The organism is Streptomyces sp. NPDC001922, assembly GCF_042891165.1.
Classification (GTDB): Bacteria; Actinomycetota; Actinomycetes; order Streptomycetales; family Streptomycetaceae; genus Streptomyces.
This window is the reverse complement of the sequence record NZ_JBIASV010000001.1, coordinates 799044-823696: the sequence shown is the minus strand read 5'-3', so window position 1 is coordinate 823696 and position 24653 is coordinate 799044. Positions and strand designations below refer to the sequence as shown.

General features: G+C 72.4%; 20 protein-coding genes and 1 tRNA gene. 11 read left to right on the top strand and 10 right to left on the bottom strand.

Going from position 1 to position 24653, the window contains the following annotated elements; translation table 11 throughout:
* Window positions 1-998: 998 nt before the first annotated feature.
* Window positions 999-1550: a type II toxin-antitoxin system PemK/MazF family toxin gene (locus ACFYYR_RS03460; protein ID WP_388846373.1), complete on the bottom strand. Its 552-nt coding sequence runs from the start codon at window positions 1548-1550 to the stop codon at window positions 999-1001.
* Window positions 1551-1803: 253 nt separating this feature from the next.
* On the opposite strand from ACFYYR_RS03460, the gene ACFYYR_RS03455 reads away from it, so the two are divergent.
* Window positions 1804-2556, top strand: coding sequence for an MBL fold metallo-hydrolase (locus ACFYYR_RS03455; protein ID WP_351511567.1), 753 nt, complete (start codon window positions 1804-1806; stop codon window positions 2554-2556).
* A 67-nt stretch (window positions 2557-2623) separates the two neighbouring features.
* Here ACFYYR_RS03455 and ACFYYR_RS03450 read toward each other — a convergent pair whose 3' ends face one another.
* Entirely contained in the window at window positions 2624-3403 is a 780-nt protein-coding gene (locus ACFYYR_RS03450; protein ID WP_351511569.1) for a hypothetical protein, read from the bottom strand.
* A 197-nt stretch (window positions 3404-3600) separates the two neighbouring features.
* On the opposite strand from ACFYYR_RS03450, the gene lysX reads away from it, so the two are divergent.
* Window positions 3601-6948, top strand: coding sequence for a bifunctional lysylphosphatidylglycerol synthetase/lysine--tRNA ligase LysX (gene lysX / locus ACFYYR_RS03445; protein WP_388846370.1), 3348 nt, complete (start codon window positions 3601-3603; stop codon window positions 6946-6948).
* A 184-nt stretch (window positions 6949-7132) separates the two neighbouring features.
* Here the strand turns inward: lysX and ACFYYR_RS03440 are convergent, their stop codons facing one another.
* Window positions 7133-8383 (bottom strand): PTS transporter subunit EIIC, encoded by a 1251-nt coding sequence (locus ACFYYR_RS03440; RefSeq protein WP_388846368.1) that lies wholly within the window; start codon window positions 8381-8383, stop codon window positions 7133-7135.
* Window positions 8384-8783: 400 nt separating this feature from the next.
* A complete protein-coding gene (locus ACFYYR_RS03435; protein WP_388846366.1) occupies window positions 8784-10055 on the bottom strand; it encodes a PTS transporter subunit EIIC in 1272 nt (423 codons plus the stop codon).
* Here ACFYYR_RS03435 and ACFYYR_RS03430 point away from each other — a divergent pair.
* The 4 genes from ACFYYR_RS03430 to rdgB all read left to right on the top strand — a co-directional run bounded on the left by ACFYYR_RS03430 (window position 10019) and on the right by rdgB (window position 13076).
* On the top strand, window positions 10019-10498 hold the full coding sequence (locus ACFYYR_RS03430) for a glucose PTS transporter subunit EIIB (protein WP_388846364.1): 480 nt from the start codon (window positions 10019-10021) through the stop codon (window positions 10496-10498). The two genes, ACFYYR_RS03435 and ACFYYR_RS03430, sit on opposite strands and share 37 nt — an antisense overlap.
* A 400-nt stretch (window positions 10499-10898) precedes the next feature.
* Window positions 10899-11630, top strand: coding sequence for a ribonuclease PH (rph, locus tag ACFYYR_RS03425; protein WP_388846362.1), 732 nt, complete (start codon window positions 10899-10901; stop codon window positions 11628-11630).
* 224 nt (window positions 11631-11854) lie between these two features.
* Window positions 11855-12244, top strand: a complete 390-nt coding sequence (locus ACFYYR_RS03420) for a hypothetical protein (RefSeq protein WP_388846360.1) — start codon at window positions 11855-11857, stop codon at window positions 12242-12244.
* Between the two features lie 229 nt (window positions 12245-12473).
* Complete coding sequence (rdgB, locus tag ACFYYR_RS03415) at window positions 12474-13076, top strand: RdgB/HAM1 family non-canonical purine NTP pyrophosphatase (protein WP_388846358.1); 603 nt, start codon at window positions 12474-12476, stop codon at window positions 13074-13076.
* A gap of 50 nt (window positions 13077-13126) precedes the next feature.
* Here rdgB and ACFYYR_RS03410 read toward each other — a convergent pair.
* The 4 genes from ACFYYR_RS03410 to bcp form a co-directional block, all read right to left on the bottom strand.
* Window positions 13127-13208: transfer RNA gene (locus tag ACFYYR_RS03410), tRNA-Leu, on the bottom strand.
* A 12-nt stretch (window positions 13209-13220) separates the two neighbouring features.
* The gene (locus ACFYYR_RS03405; protein ID WP_388846356.1) at window positions 13221-14237 is read right to left on the bottom strand and encodes an HNH endonuclease signature motif containing protein; all 1017 of its coding nucleotides are present in this window, start codon (window positions 14235-14237) and stop codon (window positions 13221-13223) included.
* Between the two features lie 135 nt (window positions 14238-14372).
* Entirely contained in the window at window positions 14373-15905 is a 1533-nt protein-coding gene (locus ACFYYR_RS03400; RefSeq protein ID WP_388846354.1) for an MFS transporter, read from the bottom strand.
* Between the two features lie 296 nt (window positions 15906-16201).
* Window positions 16202-16669 (bottom strand): thioredoxin-dependent thiol peroxidase, encoded by a 468-nt coding sequence (gene bcp / locus ACFYYR_RS03395; RefSeq protein WP_388846352.1) that lies wholly within the window; start codon window positions 16667-16669, stop codon window positions 16202-16204.
* A 130-nt stretch (window positions 16670-16799) separates the two neighbouring features.
* Here bcp and ACFYYR_RS03390 point away from each other — a divergent pair, with 130 nt between their 5' ends.
* On the top strand, window positions 16800-17120 hold the full coding sequence (locus ACFYYR_RS03390) for a DUF3618 domain-containing protein (protein ID WP_351511586.1): 321 nt from the start codon (window positions 16800-16802) through the stop codon (window positions 17118-17120).
* 203 nt (window positions 17121-17323) lie between these two features.
* Window positions 17324-17626, top strand: a complete 303-nt coding sequence (locus ACFYYR_RS03385) for a co-chaperone GroES (RefSeq protein WP_247492542.1) — start codon at window positions 17324-17326, stop codon at window positions 17624-17626.
* Between the two features lie 174 nt (window positions 17627-17800).
* On the opposite strand, the gene ACFYYR_RS03380 is transcribed toward ACFYYR_RS03385, so the two are convergent.
* Window positions 17801-20056: a transglycosylase domain-containing protein gene (locus ACFYYR_RS03380; protein ID WP_388846350.1), complete on the bottom strand. Its 2256-nt coding sequence runs from the start codon at window positions 20054-20056 to the stop codon at window positions 17801-17803.
* A gap of 300 nt (window positions 20057-20356) precedes the next feature.
* Between ACFYYR_RS03380 and ACFYYR_RS03375 the strand changes: the two genes are divergently transcribed.
* The 3 genes from ACFYYR_RS03375 to ACFYYR_RS03365 are packed head-to-tail and all read left to right on the top strand — an operon-like array spanning window position 20357 to window position 23021.
* Window positions 20357-21157 (top strand): ABC transporter permease, encoded by an 801-nt coding sequence (locus ACFYYR_RS03375; protein ID WP_388846348.1) that lies wholly within the window; start codon window positions 20357-20359, stop codon window positions 21155-21157.
* Entirely contained in the window at window positions 21150-22034 is an 885-nt protein-coding gene (locus ACFYYR_RS03370) for an ABC transporter permease (protein ID WP_388846346.1), read from the top strand. Before ACFYYR_RS03375 ends, ACFYYR_RS03370 begins: the two co-directional genes overlap by 8 nt.
* A gap of 15 nt (window positions 22035-22049) precedes the next feature.
* Window positions 22050-23021: an ATP-binding cassette domain-containing protein gene (locus tag ACFYYR_RS03365; RefSeq protein WP_388846451.1), complete on the top strand. Its 972-nt coding sequence runs from the start codon at window positions 22050-22052 to the stop codon at window positions 23019-23021.
* Window positions 23022-23264: 243 nt separating this feature from the next.
* Here the strand turns inward: ACFYYR_RS03365 and ACFYYR_RS03360 are convergent, their stop codons facing one another.
* Window positions 23265-24590, bottom strand: a complete 1326-nt coding sequence (locus ACFYYR_RS03360; protein WP_388846344.1) for an SGNH/GDSL hydrolase family protein — start codon at window positions 24588-24590, stop codon at window positions 23265-23267.
* Window positions 24591-24653 lie beyond the last annotated feature (63 nt).

Below are 24653 nucleotides of genomic sequence, written 5' to 3'. Positions count from 1 at the left end.
CCCGGGGGTGCGGGCGCATGCCAGTCAGTGCCGGGGCCGGGGCCTCCGGGGTGGGGGTTCCGGGAACGTATATTTACGGGCCCTGGGGGCCCACAAATACACGGAAGCTTCCCGGAACCCCCACCCCTGCGGCCCCGTCCCCTCCCACCGGTGGCCCCGTTCGCCCACCATGTCGCGTCTCCCGGTGACCGTCTGCACGAGTGCGGTGCTTCCCGGCGCAGTCCGGCACGGACAGGCGCAGTTCGGTACGGACAGGCGCAGTTCGTCCCGGACCGGGGCGCGTCCGCCCACCCGGCCGGTTTCGTGGCAACGGCCCTTCGCCGACCTGCCGCTTGTTCCGGACAGGGGCCGCGCTGCTCCCGACAGGGAAACTGAGCGTCTTCCAGGAACGGACACGGGCCGGATCGGCAACGGGGCACGGCTACTTGGGTTCTGAACAGCGCGCTTCCGGACGGCCGTTCGCGTCATGCGCTCGATCGCGGTGTGGGCCGCAGGGCGTCCGTACACGGCGCGCGCGTGTCTACCGGAAGTGGGCCACCGGGAGGAGGGGACGAGGCCGCAGGGGTGGGGGGTTCTGGAAGCTGCCGTGTATTTGTGGGCCGCCAGGCCCGTAAATATACGTTCCAGAACCCCCCACCCCGGAGGCCTCGGCCCCGTCACCCCACGATGCCCGCGCCTCCGGCCCACGTGGGGAAGGTTCCGGGCCCCGTCACCCCACGATGCCCGCGCCTCCGGCCCACGTGGGGAAGGTTCCGGGCCCCGTCACCCCACGACGCCCGCGCCTCCGGCCCACGTGGGGAAGGTTCCGGGCCCCGTCACCCCACGACGCCCCGCCTCCGACCGACGAGAGAAACGTTCCGAGCCCCGGCCGACCGGACGACGCCCCCGCCTCCGGCCCACGAGCGCGACGTTCCGATACCCGGACCCGCCCCGAGCGGCCCCGCAGGGGCAGACGGGGCCGGAGCCCCGTCACCCCCGAACCCGTACCCCGCCCCCCGTCACCCCGACAGATGCCGGACCCGGGTCCACACCGACCGGTCCAGCCTCCCCGCGCAGCGGCGGAACTCGTCCAGTCGGACCTCGCGCAGCTCGTCCGTCTCCAGGAAGCTCTGGCGGCCCCGCGCGTCCCCCACCGTCCCCTCCGGCAGCGGGATCACCCCGGCGCGCCCGTCGTGGAACTTGCTGGTGATCTTGGCGACCAGCACGGTGTGCCCCCGTACGTCCAGCACCAGGCAGGGGCGGTCCTTGGAGCCGGGGCCGTCCTCGTACGGGACGTCCGCCCACCAGATCTCGCCCGGCCGGGGCCGCGGCGCGCCCCCCGGCACGACCCGCTTCGGCGGGCGGCCCGGCGTGCCCGACGGCGGGCGCGTCGCCGTACCGGCGGAGGGCCGGGAAGCGGAGCGCGGCGGCCGGCGCGAGGGGCGGCGGGGCGACGGCCGTGGCCGGGGGCGGCGCCCGCCCCGCCCGCTGCGCCCGAGCCCGTCCACCAGCGCCGCGATCAGCGCCAGGACGACGACCGCACCCACCACGGGCCACCATGAGGTGTCCACGACCACTCCCCACGTCCGCCGAGGATTCCGAAACCTCAGAACCGTACTCTGGCAGGGTGGCCCGGCGCGCCGCGGACCCGCGCGGCAGCACCGCCCCCCGTACTGGTGAAGTGCTGGGTGAGTTCCCCCACAACGGCGGCCCGTGGAGGAGCGACCAGCCGTTTCGCGCCTTACGCTCGACCCACCGCACGCTCCCCGGACCGACCCCTCGACCCCCGGCATGGGGGACCTCAGCCTCGGAGGTTCCTGCTCCATGAAGCTCACCGTCGTCGGCTGCTCGGGGTCGTTCCCGTCCGCGGACTCGGCCTGCTCGAGCTACCTCGTCGAAGCCGACGGCTTCCGGCTGCTCCTCGACATGGGCAACGGCGCCCTGGGCGAGCTGCAGCGCCACTGCGGTCTCTACGACCTCGACGCCGTGGTCCTCAGCCACCTCCACGCCGATCACTGCATCGACATGTGCGGCTACTTCGTCGCCCGCTACTACCGGCACGACGGCGGACGGCCCGAGGCGATCCCGGTCTACGGGCCGGACGGCACGGAGCAGCGGCTGGTCACGGCGTACGACGACGTGCCGTCGGAGAAGTCGATGAGCGAGGTCTTCGACTTCCGCACCCTGGAGCCGGGCCGTTTCGAGCTGGGCCCGTTCACGGTGCACACCGACCGGGTGGCGCACCCGGTGGAGGCGTTCGCGTTCCGGATCGAGCACGGCGGGCGCACCCTGACGTACTCCGGCGACACCGGGGTCTGCGCGGCGCTGGACGGGCTCGCCGAAGGGGCCGATCTGTTCCTGTGCGAGGCGTCCTTCACCCACGGCAAGGAGGACGTGCCGGACCTGCACCTCAACGGCCGGGAGGCCGGGGAGCAGGCGCAGCGGTCCCGGGTGGGGCGGATGCTGCTGACGCACATTCCGCCGTGGACGGACCCGGAGATCAATCTGCGGGACGCCCGTGAGGTCTTCGACGGTCCGGTCGAACTGGCCCGCCCGCGGGCCGTGTACGAGGTGTAGGGCCCGCTTTCACGGGGCCGACGCGCGCAGAGCCGACGGGCCGTCGGGGCGGCGCCCCGGACCCCGCTCACCGGTCCGGCAGATCGTGCCGGCCGGACAGGAACTCCTGGAACTTGATCTTCGCGTTGACCACCGGGTGGCGCCAGCGCTGCTCCCGGCGGGCGGCCCGGGCCAGCCGGCGGGGCTTGTCGTGGTACCGCCAGCGGGCCCAGGGCGCCTGCGGGCGGCTCAGCCGGACCGCACCGACGATCAGCAGCGGGACGAGGAAGAGGCCGAGCAGTCCGGTCCACACCTTGCCCTTGAGCAGGGTGATCACGGCCAGGCCCAGCTCCGCGGCGACGAAGAGGACCAGCAGCAGGGCGCTGCCGGGCGTCGGATCGGCCGAGTAGTCGGCCCAGTCGATCACGCCGACCGGACGGAATCCGAGCAGCACCAGCCCGCAGATGGCCACGGCCACGAACACCGCGTCGACGGAGGTCCGCCCCGCCTCCGTCCAGTAGACGTCCCGCAGGTGCAGGATCAGCGCGAACTCGTCCAGGACCAGCGCGGCGCCGACCCCGAAGACGCCGGCGAGGGACGATTTCACGGTGGCCGACGGATCGTTCACCAGGATCATCGAGACGCCGCTCACCAGCATGAACACCACGCCGAACACCACGTGGTGGATGTGCAGCCCGCCCGGCCGGACGTTCCCCGGCCACCACCGCACCTGCGCCCGGATCATGCGCACGCTGAACCGTATGAAGCCGAATCCGGCGATGAAGGAGCAGAGGAAGACGAAGAGCGGGAGCAGCCCGGGGGCGACGATCTCCCGCTGGAACCAGCCGCCCTGCGCCAACGTCACCACACCGCAAACGCTAGTACCGGCGTGCGCTGGACACACCGGTTTACTCCTCGCCGGGCCGGGCCGGGCCGGGCCGGGCCGGGTACCGGAACCGAGCGGGCCGGAAGGCCCGCGCCGGACGGCCCGACCGGCGGGCCCACCGGTACCGCCCACCGGATGCTCGGCGCGCGGCCCACCAGCGGTCTCCCTAGAGTGACCGCATGAGCGCCACCGCCGAGCGGCCCCCGGCGGCCGGGACGGAGCGGGACAGCCCGGCCGGGGAGCGGGGCGGCGGCGCCGCCCGGGACCGGCTGCTGCACCGGGTGCCGGAGGGGTTCGGCGTCTTCTTCGGCGCCCTGGCGGTCTTCTGCGCCGTCACCGCCGTCATCGCCCCGCTGCGGGACCTGCTCCGGCCGGTCATCCGGTTCCTCGACACCCTCACGGTGCCGGTCAGCCCCAACCTGGCCTACGCCGTCTTCCTCTTCCTGCTGGCCGGAGCCACCACCGCCCGCAAGCGGATCGCCCGGCGGCTGGTCACCGCCTACCTGGTGCTGGTGGTCCTCGCCGACGCCGTCTATCTCGCCGGCGGTCACTACTGGGCCACCATCCCCTCCCTGGTCCTGGCCTCGGCGGCGCTCGCCCTGCTGTTCCTCGCCCGGCGCGAGTTCTACGCCGCCACCCGGCGCGGAGCGGTCCGGCGCGCCCTGCTCGTCCTCGTGGCGGGGCTGGCCGTGGCGATCCTCGTCGGCTGGGGCCTCGTCGCCGCCGTCCCCGGCACCCTGCCCCGCGACCAGGCGCTGCCGTGGGCCGCCAACCGGGTGCTGGGCGGCCTGGTGGAGGGCGCCACCTTCGACGGCCGGCCGCCGCACTGGCTGTTCTTCCTGCTGGGGCTGTTCGGCGCGCTCGCGCTGCTCAACGCCGCCGCCACGCTGTTCCGCTCGCAGCGGGTGGTCTCCGCCCTGCACGGCGACGAGGAGGCGCGCATCCGGGCCCTCCTCGGCGCCTACGGGGCCCAGGACTCGCTCGGCTACTTCGCCACCCGCCGCGACAAGGCCGTCGTCTTCGCCCCCAGCGGCAAGGCCGCCGTCACCTACCGGGTGGAGGCCGGGGTCTGCCTCGCCAGCGCCGACCCGGTGGGCGACCCCGGCGCCTGGGACCCGGCGATCGCGGCGTGGCTGCGGCTCGCGCGCCGCTACGCCTGGGTGCCCGCCGTCATGGGCGCGAGCGAGGACGGCGCGCGGGCGTACGCGCGGGCGGGCCTGAACGCCCTGCAGCTCGGCGACGAGGCCGTGCTCGGGGTGGCGGGCTTCGACCTCGACGGCCGGGACATGCGCGTCACCCGGCAGGCCGTCCACCGGGTGCGGCGGGCCGGCGCGACCGTCCGGATCCGTCGCCACTCCGCGCTGTCCGAGGAGGAGATGCGGGAGGTCGTCGAGCGGGCCGACGCCTGGCGGGACACCGAGACCGAACGCGGCTTCTCCATGGCCCTGGGCCGGCTGGGGGACCCCGCCGACGGGGACTGCCTGCTCGTCGAGGCGTTCGACGCCGACGGCGGCCTGGTCGCCCTGCTGTCGTTCGTCCCCTGGGGGCGGGACGGCATCTCGCTGGATGTGATGCGCCGTGACCGGCGGGCCCCCAACGGCATCGTGGAGTTCCTGGTCGCCGAAGTCTGCGGCCGGGCCGGAAGGCTCGGCATCCGCCGGGTCTCCCTCAACTTCGCCGTCTTCCGGGCCGCGTTCGAGGAGGGCGCCCGGATCGGCGCCGGACCCGTGCTGCGCGCCTGGCGCCGGCTGCTGCTGTTCTTCTCCAAGTGGTGGCAGCTGGAGGCGCTGTACCGGTCGAACGTGAAGTACCAGCCCGAGTGGTACCCGCGTTTCCTCTGCTACTCCGACGCCGGGGCCCTGGCCCGGATCAGCCTCGCCTCCGGCATCGCCGAGGGCTTCGTCCCCAGCCTGCGCACCCAGTGGGGCCGGGGCCACCCGCACGGCATCACCGCGCCCGCGGCCACCGAGGGGCTGCCGCCCATCGACCGGCTCGGCCCGGCCGGACCCCCGTCGGGGCCGGACGCCGCGGACGGCCTGGCCGGCCTGCCGGAACAGGTCCGCGTCCGGCACCGCAAGCTGCGGCGGCTGCGGGAGGCCGGCACCGACCCGTACCCCGTCGACGCCGGCACCCCCACCCACACCCTCGCCGCGGTCCGCGCCGCCCACCCCGCACTGCCCGCCGGAGCCCGCACCGGGGAACGGGCCACCGTCGCCGGCCGGATCATGCTGGTACGGGATCTGGGCGGCATCGTCTTCGCCGTGCTCCGCGACTGGTCCGGCGACCTCCAGCTGGCCGTCACCCGCGACCGCACCGGCGCGCCGGCCCTGGACCGCTTCACCGCCGACACCGACCTCGGCGACCACGTGACCGCCACCGGCGAGATCGGCACCAGCGACCGCGGCGAACCGACCCTCTTCGTCACCGACTGGCGGCTGACCGCCAAGTGCCTGCACCCGCTGCCCGACAAGCGGCGCGGCCTCGCCGACCCCGAGGCCCGGGTCCGGCAGCGCTACCTCGACCTGGTCGTCCGGCCGGAGGCCCGGGAGGCCGTACGGGCGCGCGGCGCCGCCGTCCAGGCCCTGCGCCAGGGGCTGCTGGACCGCGGCTACCTGGAGGTCGAGACGCCGATGCTGCAACAGGTCCACGGCGGCGCCAACGCCCGCCCGTTCACCACCCACATCAACGCCTACGACCTCGACCTCTACCTGCGGATCGCCCCCGAGCTGTATCTGAAGCGGCTCTGCGTCGGCGGCCTGGAGCGGGTCTTCGAGATGGGCCGCAACTTCCGCAACGAGGGCATCTCCTACAAGCACAACCCCGAGTTCACCTCGCTGGAGGCCTACCAGGCGTTCGCCGACTACGACGTGATGCTCGACCTCACCCGGGAACTCGTCCAGGGCGCCGCCACCGCCGCGTTCGGCAGCCCCGTCGCCCGCACCACCGGACCGGACGGCCGGGTCACCGAACACGACATCTCCGGTGTCTGGCCGGTCCGGACCGTGTACGACGCGCTCTCCGACGCCCTGGGCGAGGAGATCGGCCCCGACACCGACGAGGCCCGGCTGCGCCGGCTCTGCGACCGCACGGGGGTGCCGCACACCCCCGAGCACTCCCGCGCCGACGTGGTCGAGGAGATGTACGGCACGCTCGTCGAGGAGCGGACCGGACCGCCCACCTTCTACAAGGACTTCCCGACCGAGGTCTCACCGCTGACCCGGCAGCACCGGAAGGACCCGCGGCTCGCCGAGCGCTGGGACCTCGTCGCCTTCGGCACCGAACTCGGCACCGCCTACTCGGAGCTGACCGACCCGGTGGAGCAGCGCCGCCGCCTCACCGCCCAGTCGCTGCTGGCCGCGGGCGGCGACCCGGAGGCGATGGAGCTCGACGAGGACTTCCTGACGGCCCTGGAGTACGCGATGCCGCCGACGGGCGGACTCGGTCTGGGAGTGGACCGGCTGGTGATGTTCCTGACCGGCCTGACGATCCGCGAGACGCTGCCGTTTCCGTTGGTCCGGCGCCGCTGAGGGGTGCGGAGCGGACGCGGGGCCGCGGACGGGATCAGGGGCGGGCCCCGGAACGCGAACCGGTCCCGGAACGCGAACCGGTCCCGGAACGCGAACCGGCCCCGGACCGTTGTGGTCCGGGGCCGGTGGGGAAGACGTGCCACGAGGGCCGGGTCCTCGAGCGGGGCGTGTCCCGCCGCAGGGATCAGGCCTTCGTCATGTCCTCGACCTCGCTCTCCGGCTCCCGGCCCGGAGTGGTGAGGTCGAACCGGAGGATCGCGAACCGGAAGACCACGTAGTAGAGGGCGGCGAAGGCCAGACCGATCGGCAGGATCAGCAACGGCTTGGTGGCGAGGTGCCAGTTGAGCAGATAGTCGATCGCCCCCGCCGAGAAGCTGAAGCCGTGGTGCACGCCCAGTGCCCAGGTGAGGGCCAGCGAGAGGGCCGTCAGCACCGTGTGGATCGCGTAGAGCAACGGGGCGATGAACATGAACGCGAACTCGATCGGCTCGGTGATGCCGGTGACGAACGAGGTCAGCGCGAGCGACATCATCATGCCGGTCACGGCCTTGCGCCGCTCCGGGCGGGCGCAGTGGGCGATGGCGAGCGCTGCGGCGGGCAGCGCGAACATCATGATCGGGAAGAAGCCCGACATGAACTGACCGGCCGTGGGGTCATGGTGGAAGAACCGGTTCAGGTCGCCGTGCCAGATGTCGCCCTGGCCGTCCGTGAAGCTGCCGAGCTCCTGCCAGGCGACCGTGTTGACGAACTGGTGCATACCGACCGGGATCAGGGCCCGGTTGATCAGACCGAAGACACCCGCGCCCGCCGAGCCCAGCCCGGTCATCCACTCCCCGAAGCCGTGGATGACCTCGCCGATCGGGCCCCATATCAGGCCGAACAGCACGCCCATCGCGGTGCCGACGAAGGCCATGATGATCGGCACCAGCCGGCGGCCGTTGAAGAAGCCCAGCCAGTCCACGAGCCGCTTGCGGTAGTAGCGCTGCCAGAGCACCGCGGACAGCAGCCCCATGATGATGCCGCCGAGCACTCCCGGGTCGTTGTACGTCGCGGCGACGTCCTCGCCCGCCTTGATCTGCGCCTCGGTCACCGGGAACGCGGTCAGCACGTTCTTGTAGACCAGGAAGCCCACGAGGGCGGCGAGGGCGGTGGAGCCGTCCGCCTTCTTCGCGAAACCGATGGCCACGCCCACGCAGAACAGCAGCGCCAGGTTCTTGAAGACCGCGTCGCCCGCCGTCTGGAAGACGGCGGCCACCTTGTCCCAGCCGAGACCGTCCTTGCCGAACACGTCGTCGTTGCCGAGGCGGAGGAGGATGCCGGCGGCCGGAAGGACGGCGATGGGCAGCTGAAGACTGCGGCCCACCTTCTGCAGGCCCTGCAGCAGACCGGAGCCGCGCTTCTTCGCGGGCGCCGTGTCGGCGGTCGTCGTACTCATGGGGGGTTCCTTCGGGAGCGCGTGAAACGTGGTCTACACCACCAGAGGTTTAGACCACGTTTCTAACACGGTGAAGGCGGGATAAGGAACCCGCGATTCCCACGCTCTCCCTCACACCCTCACACACCCGGCAAAACGCCCCGGGGGCAGGGGAGAGCGGCCGACGACCGGAATCAGTCTTCCCGGGAAGGGGCGGGTGATGTCTCCCGGATGAGGGGACATTGCGGTTTCGGGCGGGGGAGGGGGCGCGGGTCTCATGGCCGGGCTCGGACGCCGGGCTGCCCCGCTCCCGGGCCGCCGGCCGACCGGATCGCCGGCCGCACCACTCCGGAACGACCGGATCGCCGACTGCCCTGCCCCGCCGGCCGCTTTCTCTCCCCCCGGCAGGCTTCCCCTCCGGCTACCGGGTGACCTCGCGCTCGGACTCCTCCTCCAGCTCCTCCGGCTCCCGGCCCGGAGTGCGGATGTCGAACACCGTGATCGCGAACCGGAAGACCATGTAGTAGATGACGGCGAACGCCAGCCCGATCGGAATGATCAGCCAGGGTTTGGTGTCCAGGTGCCAGTAGACGATGTAGTCGATCACGCCCGCGGAGAAGCTGAAGCCCGCGTGCACGCCCAGCGCCCAGGTGACCGCCAACGACAGGCCGGTGAGCAGGGCGTGGACGCCGTACAGCAGCGGCGCGGCGAAGAGGAACGAGAACTCCAGCGGCTCCGTCACACCCGTCACGAACGAGGTCAGCGCCACCGAGATCATCATGCCGGTCACGGCCTTGCGGCGCTCCGGGCGGGCGCAGTGGGCGATGGCGAGCGCGGCGGCGGGCAGGCCGAACATCATGATCGGGAAGAAGCCGGACATGAACTGGCCCGCCGCCGGGTCCCCGGCGAGGAACCGCGTCAGGTCGCCCTGCACCGTCTCCCCGTCCGGTCCTGTGAACTCACCGGCCTGGAACCAGAAGAAGGTGTTCAGGAACTGGTGCATCCCGATCGGGATCAGCAGCCGGTTCGCCACCCCGAAGAGGCCGGCGCCCAGCGCGCCCATGCCGATGAGCTGCTTCCCGAACCAGTTCAGGGCGTCGCCCACCGGCTCCCACAGCAGCCCGAAGGCCACCCCCAGCACGGCGCAGAGGAACGCCATGATGATCGGCACCAGCCGGCGGCCGTTGAAGAAGCCCAGCCAGTCCACCAGCTTGGTGCGGTGGTAGCGCTGCCAGACGACCGCCGTCAGCAGTCCGATGACGATGCCGCCGAGCACGCCGGGATTCTGCGGCACGCCGTCCGGCGTCTTGTCGGTGACCGAACCCGCCACCGGATACACCGCCAGCACGCTGTGATAGACGAGGAAGCCCGCCACCGCCGCCAGTGCCGTCGACCCGTCCGCCTTCTTCGCGAAGCCGATCGCCACCCCGATGGCGAACAGCAGCGGCAGCCCCAGCCCGACGTCGAGAATGGCCGTGCCGCCCGCCAGCAGCACCTTGGAGGTCTTGTCCCAGAACGTGCCGTGCAGATACGCGGCGGAGAGATTGCCCAGGCTGACCAGCAGGCCCGCGGCCGGCAGTACGGCGATGGGCAGTTGCAGGCAGCGCCCCATCTTCTGCAGCCCCTGGAAGAGGCCCGACGTCCAGTTCCTCCCCGGTGGCAGCTGCGCGGCCGCGGTGGCTTCGGAGCTCATCGGACCTCCCGGTGACAGCCGGTTTGGCGGACACGGCATACTGGTGTAGACCAGTCGCAGCACGCTTGTGCCGCACCCGTGCAAGCGGGCTCCGTGATCGACATCATCCGCCCGATCGCGGACACTTGCCCGCGAAGGTGGGCCAAACGTGCGTTACGGTTTGGAACTCGGCGACCCCGCCGACGCCCCGAAGCACGCAGGAGTGGGACATGGCCACCAAGGCTGAGAAGATCGTCGCCGGGCTCGGCGGAATCGAGAACATCGTCGAGGTCGAGGGCTGCATCACCCGCCTCCGCACCGAGGTCGAGGACTCCTCCCTCGTCGACGAGGCCGCGCTCAAGGCCGCGGGTGCCCACGGCGTCGTCAAGATGGGCAACGCCATCCAGGTCGTCATCGGCACCGACGCCGACCCCATCGCCGCGGACATCGAAGACATGATGTGAGCCACGGAGGCCGGCACCGGCCACCGGCGGCCCGGCTCGCGCCCCCGACGCCGTGCGGGCCCCCGAACGCCGGACGATGCGCCACTGATCTTGCTGCCACGGGCCTGCGGAGCCACCGCTCCGCAGGCCCGCGGCATTCCGGGAACAGGCCGGCCGTGAGGACGGACCTGGCCCGCCGGTCGTCCGGAACAGGGCCGCCAGCCGCTCAGAACAGGCCGGCCAGCCGCCCGGAAGGGGCCGGTCAGCCGTCCGGAACGGCCCCGGTCAGCCGTCAGGAACAGGCCGGCCGGCAGCCGGGAACCAGCCCCTCAGCCGTCACGGGCAGGGCGTGAACACCCCCGCCCGCCCGGCCCCGGCCGTGGCCGGAAAAGCTCCCCGGGACAGCCGATAGGGTCGACCCATGTCTCGTATCGACGGTCGGACCCCCGACCAGCTGCGCCCCGTCACCATCGAGCGCGGATGGAGCAAGCACGCCGAGGGCTCGGTCCTCATCGCCTTCGGCGACACCAAGGTCTTCTGCACCGCCAGCGTCACCGAAGGCGTCCCCCGCTGGCGCAAGGGCAGCGGCGAGGGCTGGGTCACCGCCGAGTACTCCATGCTGCCCCGCTCCACCAACACCCGCGGCGACCGCGAATCCGTACGAGGCAAGATCGGCGGCCGCACCCACGAGATCTCCCGGCTCATCGGACGCTCGCTCCGCGCCGTCATCGACTGCAAGGCCCTCGGCGAGAACACCATCGTCCTCGACTGCGACGTCCTCCAGGCCGACGGCGGCACCCGCACCGCCGCCATCACCGGCGCCTACGTCGCCCTCGCCGACGCCGTCGCCTGGGCCCAGTCCAAGAAGCTGATCAAGGCCGGGCGCAAGCCGCTCACCGGCACCGTCTCCGCCGTCAGCGTCGGCATCGTCGACGGCACCCCCCTCCTCGACCTCTGCTACGAGGAGGACGTCCGCGCGGAGACCGACATGAACGTCGTCTGCACCGGCGACGGCCGCTTCGTCGAGGTCCAGGGCACCGCCGAAGGCGTCCCCTTCGCCCGCACCGAACTCGACGGCCTCCTCGACCTCGCGGTGGCCGGCTGCGGCGACCTCGACCGGGCCCAGCGCACGGCACTCGCCGCCACCCTGTAGCGACCGGTGAGGGCCTGTCGTCCGGACGGGGCGGAATCCGGGAGCGGCGCCGCCGGCACCGCGGGCCCGGCCCGATCCAACGACAGGCCCATGGCCGGGACCGCCCTGAGTGGCGAACACCACGCTGGATCGGCAACCGCCGCGGGACTTTGAGCGTTCTTTACAGTACGAGTGCACGGACTCTCCCGTGCGCCCGGCCGAACCCTCACGGGAGGAACCACTCCATGGCCCTGCGCCACCGCAACACCGCCCTCAGTGCCGTCGCCCTCGTCGCCCTCGCCATACCGGTCACCGCGGGCTGCGGCGCCGTCGACAAGGCCATGAGCTGCGCCCAGACCGCCGTCACCATCTCCGAGAGCGTCCAGGACCTCCAGCAGGCCGTCTCCGACGCCACCGAGGACCCCACCAAGGCACAGCAGGCCCTCGACCGGATCGACAAGAACCTGGACAAGCTCGGCGACAAGACCGACAACGCCGACATCAGCAAGGCCGTCGACGACATGAACGCCGGAGTGAAGGACGCCCGCGCGGCCCTCGAGCAGGGCAAGACGCCCAACATCACCCCCGTCACCGACGCCGCCTCCGAGCTGACCAAGGTCTGCTCCCCGGGCTGAACCCACCCACCGCGGGGCGGGACGGCCCACGCGCCACGGACCGGGAAGCGTACGAGTCGCGGATCGGGAGCCGTGCGGGCCGTGGACTGAGGGAGCGTACGGGCCGCGTCCCGGGAGGGCGCGCGGGGCCCCGTACGGAGGCGGGCGCGGTTGCCCGCGGCAGGGGCGGTGTACCCCCGCCGCGGCCACCCCGCTCACCCGGCCGCCGCCGAGGCGCCACAATGGGCCCATGCAGCGTCTGATCCTCGCCACCCGCAACGCCAACAAGGTCACCGAACTCCGCGCCATCCTGGCGGGGGCGGGCCTCGCCGTCGAACTCGTCGGCGCCGACGCCTACCCCGACATCCCGGACGTCAAGGAGACCGGCGTCACCTTCGCCGAGAACGCCCTGCTGAAGGCCCACGCCCTCGCCCGCGCCACCGGCCACCCGGCCATCGCCGACGACTCCGGCCTCTGCGTGGACGTGCTCGGCGGTGCGCCCGGCATCTTCTCCGCCCGCTGGGCGGGCCGGCACGGGGACGACAAGGCCAACCTCGAACTGCTCCTGGCCCAGCTCTCCGACATCGTCGACGCCCACCGTGCCGCCCACTTCGCGTGCGCGGCGGCCCTGGCCCTGCCGGACGGCACGGAGCGGGTGGTCGAGGGCCGCCTGCACGGCACCCTCCGCCACGCCCCGTCGGGCACCGGCGGCTTCGGCTACGACCCGATCCTTCAGCCGGAGGACGAGACGCGGACCTGCGCGGAGATGACCCCCGAGGAGAAGAACGCGATCAGTCACCGGGGCAAGGCCTTCCGCGCCCTGGCACCGGTGGTGCGCGAGCTGCTGGGCTGACCCGGCGGAGACGACAGCGGCCGTGGCCCGCCCGGGGCCACGGCCGTCCGTGCGCGAGGGGGGAGTCGAACCCCCACGTCCGAAGACCCCGGCACCTAAAGCCGTCCCGTCTACCAGTTCCGGCACTCGCGCGTACTCGGAATCTTACTCACTGCGGGTGGGCGCGGAGAGGCTGGAGCGGCTTCGCCGTGAGCGGCACCACGTATCGGTGATCGCGTGGCAGTTCGGGCAGAGGTAACGGAGGTTCTCCGCCCGGTTGTCGAGCCAGTTGCCGTCGATGTGGTCGATCTGCAGGGTGACCGGCCGGCCCCGCCACTCGCCCGGGTTGCCGCAGGTCGCGCAGGCGTAGTGGACGCCGGTCTCGGCGAGGGCACGGTGCAGCCGCTCCCGGCCCACGCGTGGGGAGCCCTCCGGGCGTATGCGCAGCACCTCCTCCGCGGTACGGCGCGGGGGCGCGGCCGGGCGGGGTACCCGGCGGGAGCGCCGGGTGAAGTGCGAGGTGTCGAGGCCGAGTCGGGCCGCTCGGCGCTGTACCCGGCGGTGGCTCGCGTCGTTCACCGGGAGGCCGAGGGCCCGTACGACACCGGCGTAACTCGTCGCGTCGGCCACGGCCCGGCGCAGCGCGTCGTCCGGGAGAGGGTTCCGGGCATGGCGGAAGTGCGAGGTGTCGGTCCCCGACCTGGCCAGCATGCGGCGCAGTACGGCGCGTGTCCGGCCGTCGTCCGGGACGCCGAGGGCGCGCGCCACCCCGCGCACGCTGTCCGCGCTCGCGACGGCCGCCGCGAGCTCCTCCGCGGTGAACGGGAGTTCTCCGCAGGGCCTGTTGAGGCCGGGGAGGTGCTCGGCGGCGAGGCCCGCGGCGCGGATCCGGCGGCTGAGATGGGACAGCGTCCCGGGCGCCGGCGCGGCCCCCAGCGCGACCGCGACCTCGCGCAGCGTCGACGACGAGGCCACGGCCGCGGCGATGGCCTCGTCGGAGTACCGCAGGTGCTGCCGGGTGAAGTGGCCGGTGTCGAGGCCGAGCTCGCGCACCGCGCGCTGAACGGACCGCCGCCGCCCGCCGCTGCTCTCCAGGCCCAGGGCACGCAGCACACCGGCCCAGCTCGACGAGGCGGCCACCGCCGCGGCCAGCGGCTCCCGCGCGTACTCCTCGGCTCGCATGGCCCCCTCGCACCCCTTCGACCACATGTCGCGACCTCGAACATGCCAACGAGCAAACGCCTCCAGGGTTACGCACACGCACCTGCGCCCCGTCCGGAGCCGGACGGGGCGCAGGTGCGTGCGGGAGGGCAGGGTTCAGAACTTCGGTTCCGGGGTCTGGGCCTGGACCAGTTCGGCGGCCTCCTCCTTGGTGGCCACCGCCGGCGGCGAGCCCGCCAGCGGCTGCCGGGCCGTCTCCTTCATGCAGGCCACCGCGACGAGGCCGACCAGGGCGGCGGCGGTCGTGTAGTACGCGGGGATCATGTCGGTGCCGGTCGCGCCGATCAGCGCCGTGATCACCAGCGGTGTGGTGCCGCCGAAGAGCGAGGCGGAGATGTTGTAGCCGATGGAGAGCGAGCCGTAGCGGACGTCCGTCGGGAAGAGCGCCGGGAGCGCGGCGGACATCGTGCCCATCAGGCACACCAGGGAGAGGCCGAGCATCCCCATGCCGGCGATCACCGCGGGCAGGCTGCCCTGCTTCACCAGCAGGAAGGCCGGGGTGGACAGCACCAGGAAGCCGGTCATGCCGGTCATCAGCAGCGGCTTCCGGCCGTAGCGGTCGCTGAGGGGTCCCACCCGGGTGATGATCAGCATCAGCGCGACCATCGTGCCGAGCAGGATGAGCAGTCCGTGGGTGTCGTCGTAGTGCAGCTCGTCGGTCAGGTAGGTCGGCATGTACGACAGCAGCATGTAGTGGGTGGTGTTGTACGCGCCGACCAGCGCTATGCACAGGATCAGTGCCCGCCACTGCTCGGAGAAGATCCGGCCGAGGGTCTTCTGCGGGGCGTTCTCGGAGAGGTGGGCGAACTCCGCCTCCTCCTTGGCCCGGCCCTCGGCCCCGTTCTCCGCCTGCACATGGGTCTTCTGGGCCTCCAGCTTCTGGAAGGCCGGAGTCTCGTCGAGCTTCAGCCGCAGGTAGAGGCCGACGATGCCGAGCGGGCCCGCCACCAGGTAGGCCAGCCGCCAGCCCCACTCCTCCATGGCGGCGCTGCCGAGCCAGGCGTTGAGGACGGCCACCAGCCCGGCGGCGCCGACGTAGCCGGCCAGGGTGCCGAACTCCAGGAAGCTGCCGTAGTATCCGCGCTTCTTGTCGGGGGCGTACTCGGCGATGAAGGTGGACGCGCCGCCGTACTCGCCGCCGGTCGAGAAGCCCTGGACCAGCCGGAAGAAGATGAGCAGCACCGGGGCCCAGAGCCCGATGCTCCGGTAGCTGGGGATCAGGCCGATGCAGAAGGTGCCGGCCGCCATCAGCATCATCGTCGCGGCCAGGATCTTCTTGCGGCCGAGGCGGTCCCCGAGGGTGCCGAAGACGGTGCCGCCGATGGGCCGGACGAGGAAGGCGACGGCGAACGTCGCGAAGGACGACAGCAGTTGGGTGGTGTCGCTGCCGCCCGGGAAGAAGACCTTGCCGATGGTGACGGCGAGATAGCTGTAGATGCCGAAGTCGAACCACTCCATGGCATTGCCCAGCGCGGCGGCCTTCACGGCGCGCTTGACGACCCGCTCGTCGGTGACGGTGATGTCACTCCGGCGCAGCTTGGGATTCCGTCTGCGCTTCAGGGCACGGAAGAGGTTCGGGTGGCGCTTCTGTGCCTCCGGGTCCAGTCCGGCTTCGGCGCCGACAGCCATGGGTGGTCCTCTCACTGCGTGGTGGGTGCAGTGGGGACGTCTGCGCAGGAGAGCGCGGTCTAAACCACAGTCCCACCGGAGTGGGACTTTGATCATGGTTTGTCCGCCGTCGGGGCGGAGAAACGGAGGGGTTGGGTCCGTGACCGGCGCCCGACGGGTCCGTCACGGGCGGCCGACGGGTCCGTCACGGGCGGCCGCGGGTCCGTGACGGGCGGCCGCCGGGCCCGGGGCGGGCATGCCGCCGGACCCGCCGGCCGTGGCCCCTCCGGAGCCTCTCCGGATCTCGGATCCCGTCCTCAGATCTCCAGGTCCTTGATGAGCTTGGCGACGTGCCCGGTGGCCCGGACGTTGTACAGGGCGCGCTCGACCGTGCCCTGCTCGTCGACGATGACGGTGGACCGGATCACCCCGGTGACGGTCTTGCCGTAGAGCTTCTTCTCGCCGAAGGCGCCATAGGCCTCCAGGACCTTCTTCTCCGGGTCGCCGACCAGGGTGACCCGGAGGTCCTCCTTCTCGCGGAACTTCGCGAGCTTCTCCGGCTTGTCCGGCGAGACGCCGATGACGTCGTAGCCCGCCCCGGCCAGCAGCTCGAGGTTGTCGGTGAAGTCGCAGGCCTGCTTGGTACAGCCCGGGGTGAGGGCGGCGGGGTAGAAGTAGACGATGACCTTGCGGCCGGCGTGGCCGGCGAGCGAGACCTCGTTGCCGTCCGCGTCGGGCAGGGTGAAGGCGGGGGCGGTGTCGCCCGGCTGCAGTCGCTCGCTCATGACACTCCTCAGGTGATGCGGTTGCTGCCGGAGAGATTAGTCGCGGATATGGGGGTGCCATGGGGCGCGTCCCTGGTGGAGCTGACAGACTGTCCACGCAGGATCGGCCCGAGACGATGGAGGCAGCGCGGTGTCGGATGCCAGGACCCCGGCGCAGATCGAGGCGGACATCGCCCTGAGGCGCCAGGCGCTCGCGGTGACGCTCGACGAGATCGCGGTGCGGGTGCACCCGAAGACGATCATGGGTGACGTCAAGGCACGGGCGGCGGCGACGGTGGACCGCACGGCGGGCCGGGCGTACGTGGTCGTGAACCGCACGCTGACGGATGCCCGCGGCCGGCTGGTCTCGGAGGACGGCGCGCCGCGGCTGGAGCGGATCGTGCCGGTGGCGATGGTCGCGGTGGCCGTGGTGGGCCTGCTGGCCGTCTCCACGCGCCGCCGGCGGGGCTGATCGCCGGGGCTGATGACCGGGGCCGAGGCCCCGGCCCGCCGGTCGCCCCGCCGCTGAGCGGAGGGCGGTTCCGGCAGAGGCGCCCCCGCGCACCGGTGGGGAGCCCACGGGTGGATCTCCGCCCCCTGGCCCTGGGGTGCCGCACGGCCAGGTACGGTCATGACGTGAGTGCGAACCCTACCCACGACAAGCTGCCCATCCGGATGCTGCACGACCGTGTGCTGGTCCGGACCGACACCGCGGAGGGCGAGCGCCGTTCGACCGGCGGCATCGTTATTCCCGCGACCGCGGCGGTCGGCCGTCGGCTGGCCTGGGCCGAGGTGGTCGCCGTCGGGCAGAACGTCCGGACCGTGGAGCCGGGGGACCGGGTGCTGTACGACCCGGAGGACCGCGCCGAGGTCGAGGTCCGCGGGGTGGCGTACGTGCTGATGCGGGAGCGGGACCTGCACGCGGTCGCCGCCGAGCGCCTGGAGGGCTCCGAGGACTCCACCGGCCTGTACCTCTGATCCTCGCCCGGAGCTCCTGGTCCGTTCCCTGAGCTCTTGGCCGGCTCCGCGAGTGCCTGGCCCTCTCCCCGAGCTCCGGACTGTCTCCGCGAGCTCCTGATCCTCTCCGTGAGCTCCCGGCGACGTCCCGTCTCCGGGAGCTCACCCTTTTCCCCTCAGCCCAGGCCCAGCGCCCTACGGCCGGTCCCAGGGCTCCCCGTCCGGGAAGAAGATGTCCGTTCCGTCCCCCGGTGTGGTGGCCGTAGGGCTCGGAGCCTCGGTGGGCGCGGTGGGGGTGATGGTGGCCGGCGGGGGCAGCGAGCTCGGCGGGACGGAAGGCGGCGGGGTGCCCGGCACGCTGGGTGAGGAGGAGGGCTCGGCGGACTCCGAGGGCTCCCCGGAGGGGCTTCCGGACGGGCTGCCGGACGGCTCGGCGCCGCTCTCCAGATCCAGGTCGAAGGATTTCGCGGGGCTGCCGGCGAGGGCCGCGGCCGTGTACTGGCCCCAGATCTTCGCCGGGTAGCCGCCGCCGTTGATCCGGGGCAGCCCGGTGGCCCCGTAGAGCGGCTTCTGTTCGCCGGTGTCGGGGTCCTGGCCCATGACGGCGATGACGGTGGCGAGGTCGGGGGTGTAGCCCGCGAACCAGGCGGCCTTGTCCTCCTCCGCGGTGCCGGTCTTGCCCGCGGCCTCGCGTCCGGCCGACCGCGCGGCGGTGCCGGTGCCGCTCTCCACCACGCCGCGGAGGATCGAGGTGGTGGTGTCGGCGGCTTCGCGCGGCACGGCCTGCCGGACGCCGTCCCGATCGGGCAGGGTGAGGTCCTGGCCGCCCTTGGTGACCTTGGAGACCAGGCTGTAGGTGCCGTGCCGGCCGTGGTCGGAGAGGGTGGCGTAGGCCTTGGTCATGTCGAGGACGCTAGCGTTGACCACGCCGAGGGCGACGGACTGGCGTGCGCCCCGCAGCCCGGGGGCGGATTCCGGTACGCCGAGGGCGATCGCGGTCCGCTTGACCCGGTCCGGGCCGACGTCCTCGCCCATCTGCGCGTAGACCGCGTTGACCGAGTTGTCGGTGGCCTCGGCGACGCTGATGTCCCCGTAGTCCTTGTCGTCCTCGTTGGCGGGGGCGTAGCCGGTCGCGCCGTCGGGCCCCTCCACCATGCGCTTGTTGGTGCCGTCGTAGACGGTGTTCGGGGTGATCCGCTGCCCGTCCCGGGTGGTGGAGCCGTGCTGGACGGCGGCGGTGAAGACGAACGGCTTGAAGGTGGAGCCGACCTGGTAGTCGCGGCGGGTGGCGTTGTTGACGTACTGCTTGGTGTAGTCGATGCCGCCGTACATGGCGACGATCCGTCCGGTGGCGGGGTCGATGGAGGCGCCGCCGGCCCGGACGTAGCGGTCGACCGCGCGGGTCTCGCTGAGCCGGTTCATCAGCTGGTCCCGCACGGCGCCGACGAGGGCCTGCTGCTTCGGCTTCTGCAGGGTGGTGGTGATCCGGTAGCCGCCGCCCTGGAGGGTGTCCGCGTCGAGGATCCGCTGCTCGGCGAGGTGGGCGTTGACGGCTTCGACGAGGTAGCCGCGCTGGCCGGAGAGCCCGGCGGGGGCCTTGCTGCGGCCGGGGGTCGGGAAGGCCATGCCGGCGCGTTCGGCCGGGTCGAGCCAGCCCTTGTCGACCATGCCGTCGAGGACGTAGTTCCAGCGGGCGACGGCGCGGCCCCGGTTCTCGGGGTGGGCGACGACGTCGTAGGCGCTGGGGGCGTTGAGCAGCGCGGCGAGGTAGGCGCCCTCGCCGGCGGTCAGCTTGTCGGAGTCGGTGCCGTAGTAGGCCTGGGCGGCGGCCTGGATGCCGTAGGCGTTGCGGCCGAAGTAGCTGGTGTTGAGGTAGCCGGTGAGGATGTCGTCCTTGCTCTCCTCGCGGTCGAGCTTGATCGCGATGAAGAACTCCTTCACCTTGCGGGTGACGGTCTGCTCCTGCCCCAGGTAGTAGTTCTTGACGTACTGCTGGGTGATGGTGGAGCCCGACTGCTTGCCCTTGCCGGTGACGGTGTTCCAGGCGGCGCGGAGCATGGCCTGCGGGTCGACGGCGGACTCGGAGTAGAAGTCCCGGTCCTCGGCGGAGAGCACGGCGTGCTGCACGGTGCGGGGGACCTGGCTGAGGGGGACGTTCTCCCGGTTGACCTCGCCGTCCCGGGCGAGCGGGGAGCCGTCGGCGTACAGGTAGACGTTGCTCTGCTTCACGGCGGCGGAGTTGGCCGGGGGGATCTCGACGAGCAGATAGCCGGCGACGAAGCCGCCGGTGAGGAGGAGCAGGACCAGCAGCAGTCCGCCGAGGACCGTCCGCCAGGTGGGGAGGAGCCGGCGCAGCCCGGTGCGCCGCGGCCTCGGCGGCCGGCCGTCCTGGTCCGGCCGGCCCGGAGAGGTGTTTCCCCGGCCGTATCGCCACTCCGGATCGTGACTCATGTACTCAGGGACTCCTCGGCCACCGCCGGGGGTTGCCGCGGCGGGGTGTCGTTTCGGTGGTCGCTCGTACTCCCCTGGGTTCCCGCTGCGGGCGGGCTTGCGCAAGCGGGTACCCACGCCGGGAACTCTTCCATCACTTGCCCCGTACCTTTCGGGTGCCGCGCTCCCGATACCGCTCCGTGACAGGCCGAATGGCTCTGGCCCGCCACTCCAACGAGTGACTAATCGATGGCAGTGCGTCCGCCGGTTGGGCTAGGCTCCTGCACTTTGGTGTGGACGGGCGGCCATGGGGGGCGGGGCATGCGGTTGTACGCGGCCGTGGCGGTGAGCGGCTTCCGGCGCTTCGCGACGTACCGGGTGGCGACGGCGGCAGGGGTGTTCACCAACACCGTCTTCGGTTTCATCATGGCGTACACCTACATCGCGCTGTGGGACGAGCGGCCGGGGCTGGGCGGCTACGACCTGCCGGAGGCGCTGACCTTCGTGTGGCTGGGCCAGGCGCTGCTGATGACCTCGGCGATGATGGGCGGCGGCTTCTCGGACGAGCTGGTGGAGCGGATCCGTACCGGGGACGTGGCGATCGACCTGTACCGGCCCGCGGACCTCCAACTGTGGTGGCTGGCGGCGGATCTGGGGCGGGCGGCGTTCCATCTGCTGGGCCGGGGGATTCTGCCGATGGTCCTCGGGTGGCTGGCGTTCGAGCTGGTGCTGCCGGTGCGCCCGGAGGTGTGGGCGCTGTTCCTGCTGTCGGTGACGCTGGGCGTGGTGGTGAGTTTCGCGATCCGCTATCTGGTGGTGCTGACGGCGTTCTGGCTGCTGGACGGCAACGGGGTGAGCCAGATGGCCAATCTGGTGACGGTGTTCTTCTCGGGGATGCTGCTGCCGTTGCCGCTGTTCCCGGGCTGGCTGGGGGAGCTGGCGCGGGTGCTGCCGTTCTCGGCGCTGCTCCAGGTGCCGTCGGATGTGTTCCTCGGCAGAGTCGTGGGCTGGGATCTGGCCGGGGCGCTGCTGTTCCAGGTGGCCTGGGCGGTGGCGCTGCTGGGCGCGGGGCGGGCGCTGCAGTCGGTCGCCACCCGGAAGGTGGTGGTGCAGGGTGGCTGAGGTTCCCGGGGCGGCGGCGGACCGCGGGACGCCGGGTGGGGCCGCGTCCGAGGAGTGGCCCGCGGACCGGCCGCTGGTGGCGGGGGTGCGGGCGTACGGGCTGATCGTGGCGATGTGGATGCGGTCGACGATGACGTACCGGGCGTCGTTCCTGATGACGGCGTTCGGCAACTTCGCGGCGACGGCCCTGGACTTCGCGGCGATCCTGCTGATGTTCTCGCACATCACGGTGCTGGGCGGGTTCACGCTCTCCGAGGTGGCCTTCCTCTACGGCACCTCGGGGGTGGCGTTCGGTCTGGCCGATCTGGCGATGGGCAGCATGGACCGGCTGGGCCGGCGGGTGCGCGACGGCACGCTGGACACGCTGCTGGTCCGGCCGGCGCCGGTGCTGGCGCAGGTGGCGGCGGACCGGTTCGCGCTGCGCCGGCTGGGCCGGATCAGCCAGGGGCTGCTGGTGCTGGGCTGGGCGCTGGCCCGGCTGGACATCGACTGGACGCCGCTGCGGCTGCTGCTGGTGCCGCTGATGCTGCTGAGCGGGGCGGCGATCTTCGCGTCGGTGTTCGTGCTGGGCGCGGCGTTCCAGTTCTGGGCGCAGGACGCGGCGGAGGTGCAGAACTCCTTCACCTACGGCGGGAACACGCTGCTGCAGTATCCGCCGACGCTGTTCTCCCAGGACCTGCTGCGCGGCGTGACGTTCGTGGTGCCGCTGGCCTTCGTCAACTGGCTGCCCGCGCTGTACGTGCTGGGCCGGGAGGATCCGCTCGGGCTGCCGGACGCGGCGGCGTTCGGGTCGCCCGCGGTGGCGGTGGTCTGCTGCCTGCTGGCGGGCGCGGCGTGGCGGGTGGGGTTGCGGTCGTACCGGAGTACGGGGAGCTGAGGGCTGGTGGTGACGGTGGACGAGGCGCGTTTCATCGATCTGGACGGGGTCGAGAAGGTCTTCGAGGTGCGGCGGAAGGCCGGGTTCCTGCGCCGGGAGCGGCATGAGGTGCGGGCGGTCGACGGGCTGTCCTTCGGGGTGGCGCGCGGCGAGATGGTCGGCTACATCGGCCCGAACGGCGCGGGCAAGTCGACGACGATCAAGATGCTGACGGGGATCCTGGTGCCGAGCGGCGGCCGGCTGCGGGTGGCGGGCATCGACCCGGCGAAGGAGCGCACCCGGCTGGCGCGGCGGATCGGGGTGGTGTTCGGGCAGCGGACGACGCTGTGGTGGGACCTGCCGCTGCGGGATTCGTACGCGCTGGTGCGCCGCATGTACCGGATCCCCGACGCGCGCTACCGGGAGAATCTGGACCGCTGTGTCGAACTCCTGGATCTGGCGCCGCTGCTGGAGGTGCCGGTCCGTCAGCTGTCGCTCGGGCAGCGGATGCGGGGCGACATCGCCGCGGCCCTGCTGCACGATCCCGATGTGCTGTATCTCGACGAGCCGACGATCGGGCTCGACGTGGTCAGCAAGGCGAAGGTGCGGGGCTTTCTGCGGGATCTCAACGCGGAGCGCGGTACCACGGTGCTGCTCACCACCCACGACCTCACCGATATCGAGCAGCTGTGCGAGCGGGTGATGGTCATCGACCACGGCCGGCTGATGTACGACGGCGGGCTGGACGGGCTGCACGCGGTGGGGGAGAGCGAGCGGACGCTCGTGGTCGACCTGGAGCGCGAACTGCCGCCGATCGACGGCATCCCGGGGACCCGGACGGTGAAGGTGGACGGCCCGCGGCAGTGGCTGGCGTTCCCCGCCGCGAGCAGCGCGGCCCCGGTGGTGGCGGCGGTGGCCGCGGAGTACCCGCTGGTGGACCTGTCGGTGCGGGAACCGGCGATCGAGGACGTCATCGCCACGATGTACGCGGACCGGTCGGCGGTCTGAGCCGCGGCGGGTGGGACCGCCCGCTGCGGGGTTGCCCGGCGGGAGGCGGCGTACGGAGGCGTGACGGGTCGCCCGCCCGCCCCCAGCGAACCACCCCGCCCCACGAACCACCCCGCCCCTCGCCGCAGGCGACACGCGCCCGCCTCCCCAGCGAGACACCCCGCCCCTCGCCGCAGGCGCGACACGCACCGGCCCCCGGCTCGATGCGAGCCGGGGGCCGGTGGTGTTCCGGAGCGGGACGGGTCAGAGCGAGGCCGGGGCCGAGCCCTTCAGGTGCTCCAGGTTCAGGGCCCGCGCCATCTGCCGGAAGCCCTCGTCGCTCGGGTGCAGGTGGTCACCGGAGTCGAAGCGGGGCAGCAGCCGCATCGGGGCCGCCGGGTCGCGGAGCGCCAGGTCGAAGTCGACGACCTCGTCGAACACCCGGCCCGCGCGGATCTCCGCGTTGACCTGCTCGCGCACGGCGTTGAGCCGCGGGGTGAAGCCGCGGTGGCCGCCGAACGGCATCAGCGTGCCGCCGACCACCCGCAGTCCGCGGGAGTGCGCCTGCTGCACCAGCTTGCGCAGTCCGTCGGTGATTTCCTTTGCGTCCGCTCGGGCCGGATTGCGCAGGATGTCGTTGACGCCGAGTTCGACCACGACCGCCTTCACGCCCGTCCCGCCGAGCACATCGCGCTCGACCCGGCTCAGGGCGCTCGGGTTGTCCGGCGGGAACTTCGTGCCGTCGGTCAGCACCCGGTTGCCGCTGATGCCCTGGTTGAGCACGCCGTAGCGGGGCGCCCCGGACTCGGTGCGCAGCCGCTCCGCCAGGTAGTCCGGCCAGCGGCGGTTGCCGCCGGCGGTCGAGGTGATGCCGTCGGTGATGGAGTCGCCGAGGGTGACGACCGCGCCGCGCGCCTCGTTGGTGAGGACGTCCACCCCGGTGAGGTAGCGCCAGGACGGGGTCTGCTCGGTGTAGGTCGTGCCGGCCGGGTCCTCGGCGCGGTCGCCGCGCGCCAGGTAGGAGATCTGGCGGGCGTGCGGGTGGTAGGTGACCGGCCCGGAGGGGCTCGGCGAGTACGTGGTCACCAGCAGGTCCGCGGCCTGCGGAATCTCCAGCCGGGTCGGGTCGCTGACGACCGACTGCCCGGTGGGGATCGTCACGTAGGAGTTGCCGGCGAAGGTCAGCCGCCGCATGGTGCCCTGCGCCGCGGTCGGGTTGTTCGGCGCGGCGGCCACGGCGAGCGTGGCGTGGCTGATGGTCAGCGGCCGCTTGCCGAAGAGGTTGGACAGCTGGATGCGGGCGCCGTTGCCGCCGACGCTGGTGTGAATCACGTTACGGATGGACATGTTCGCGTACCCGTCCGGAGTGTTCGGCTCCGCTGCGGCGGGTGACGTGGCCCAGGTCCCGACCCAGGTGCCGGCGGAGGCCTGTGCGGCGCCGCCCCGGGGCTTGGTCGCGGTCGTGCCCAGGCTGTTGTCCCGGCCACCGACCCCGACGTAGATCGCGGTGGAAATGATGATCACCACTGCCGCGAACGCGGCGAGCAAGCCAAGGTGCTTGCGTGAAAAGCGAGCGTGGCGCATGGCCATGCGCGGTGTGTCTCCTCGGACAGGGAGCCCGAGGCTCCGTTTGGCGGGGGTGTGGATGTCCGG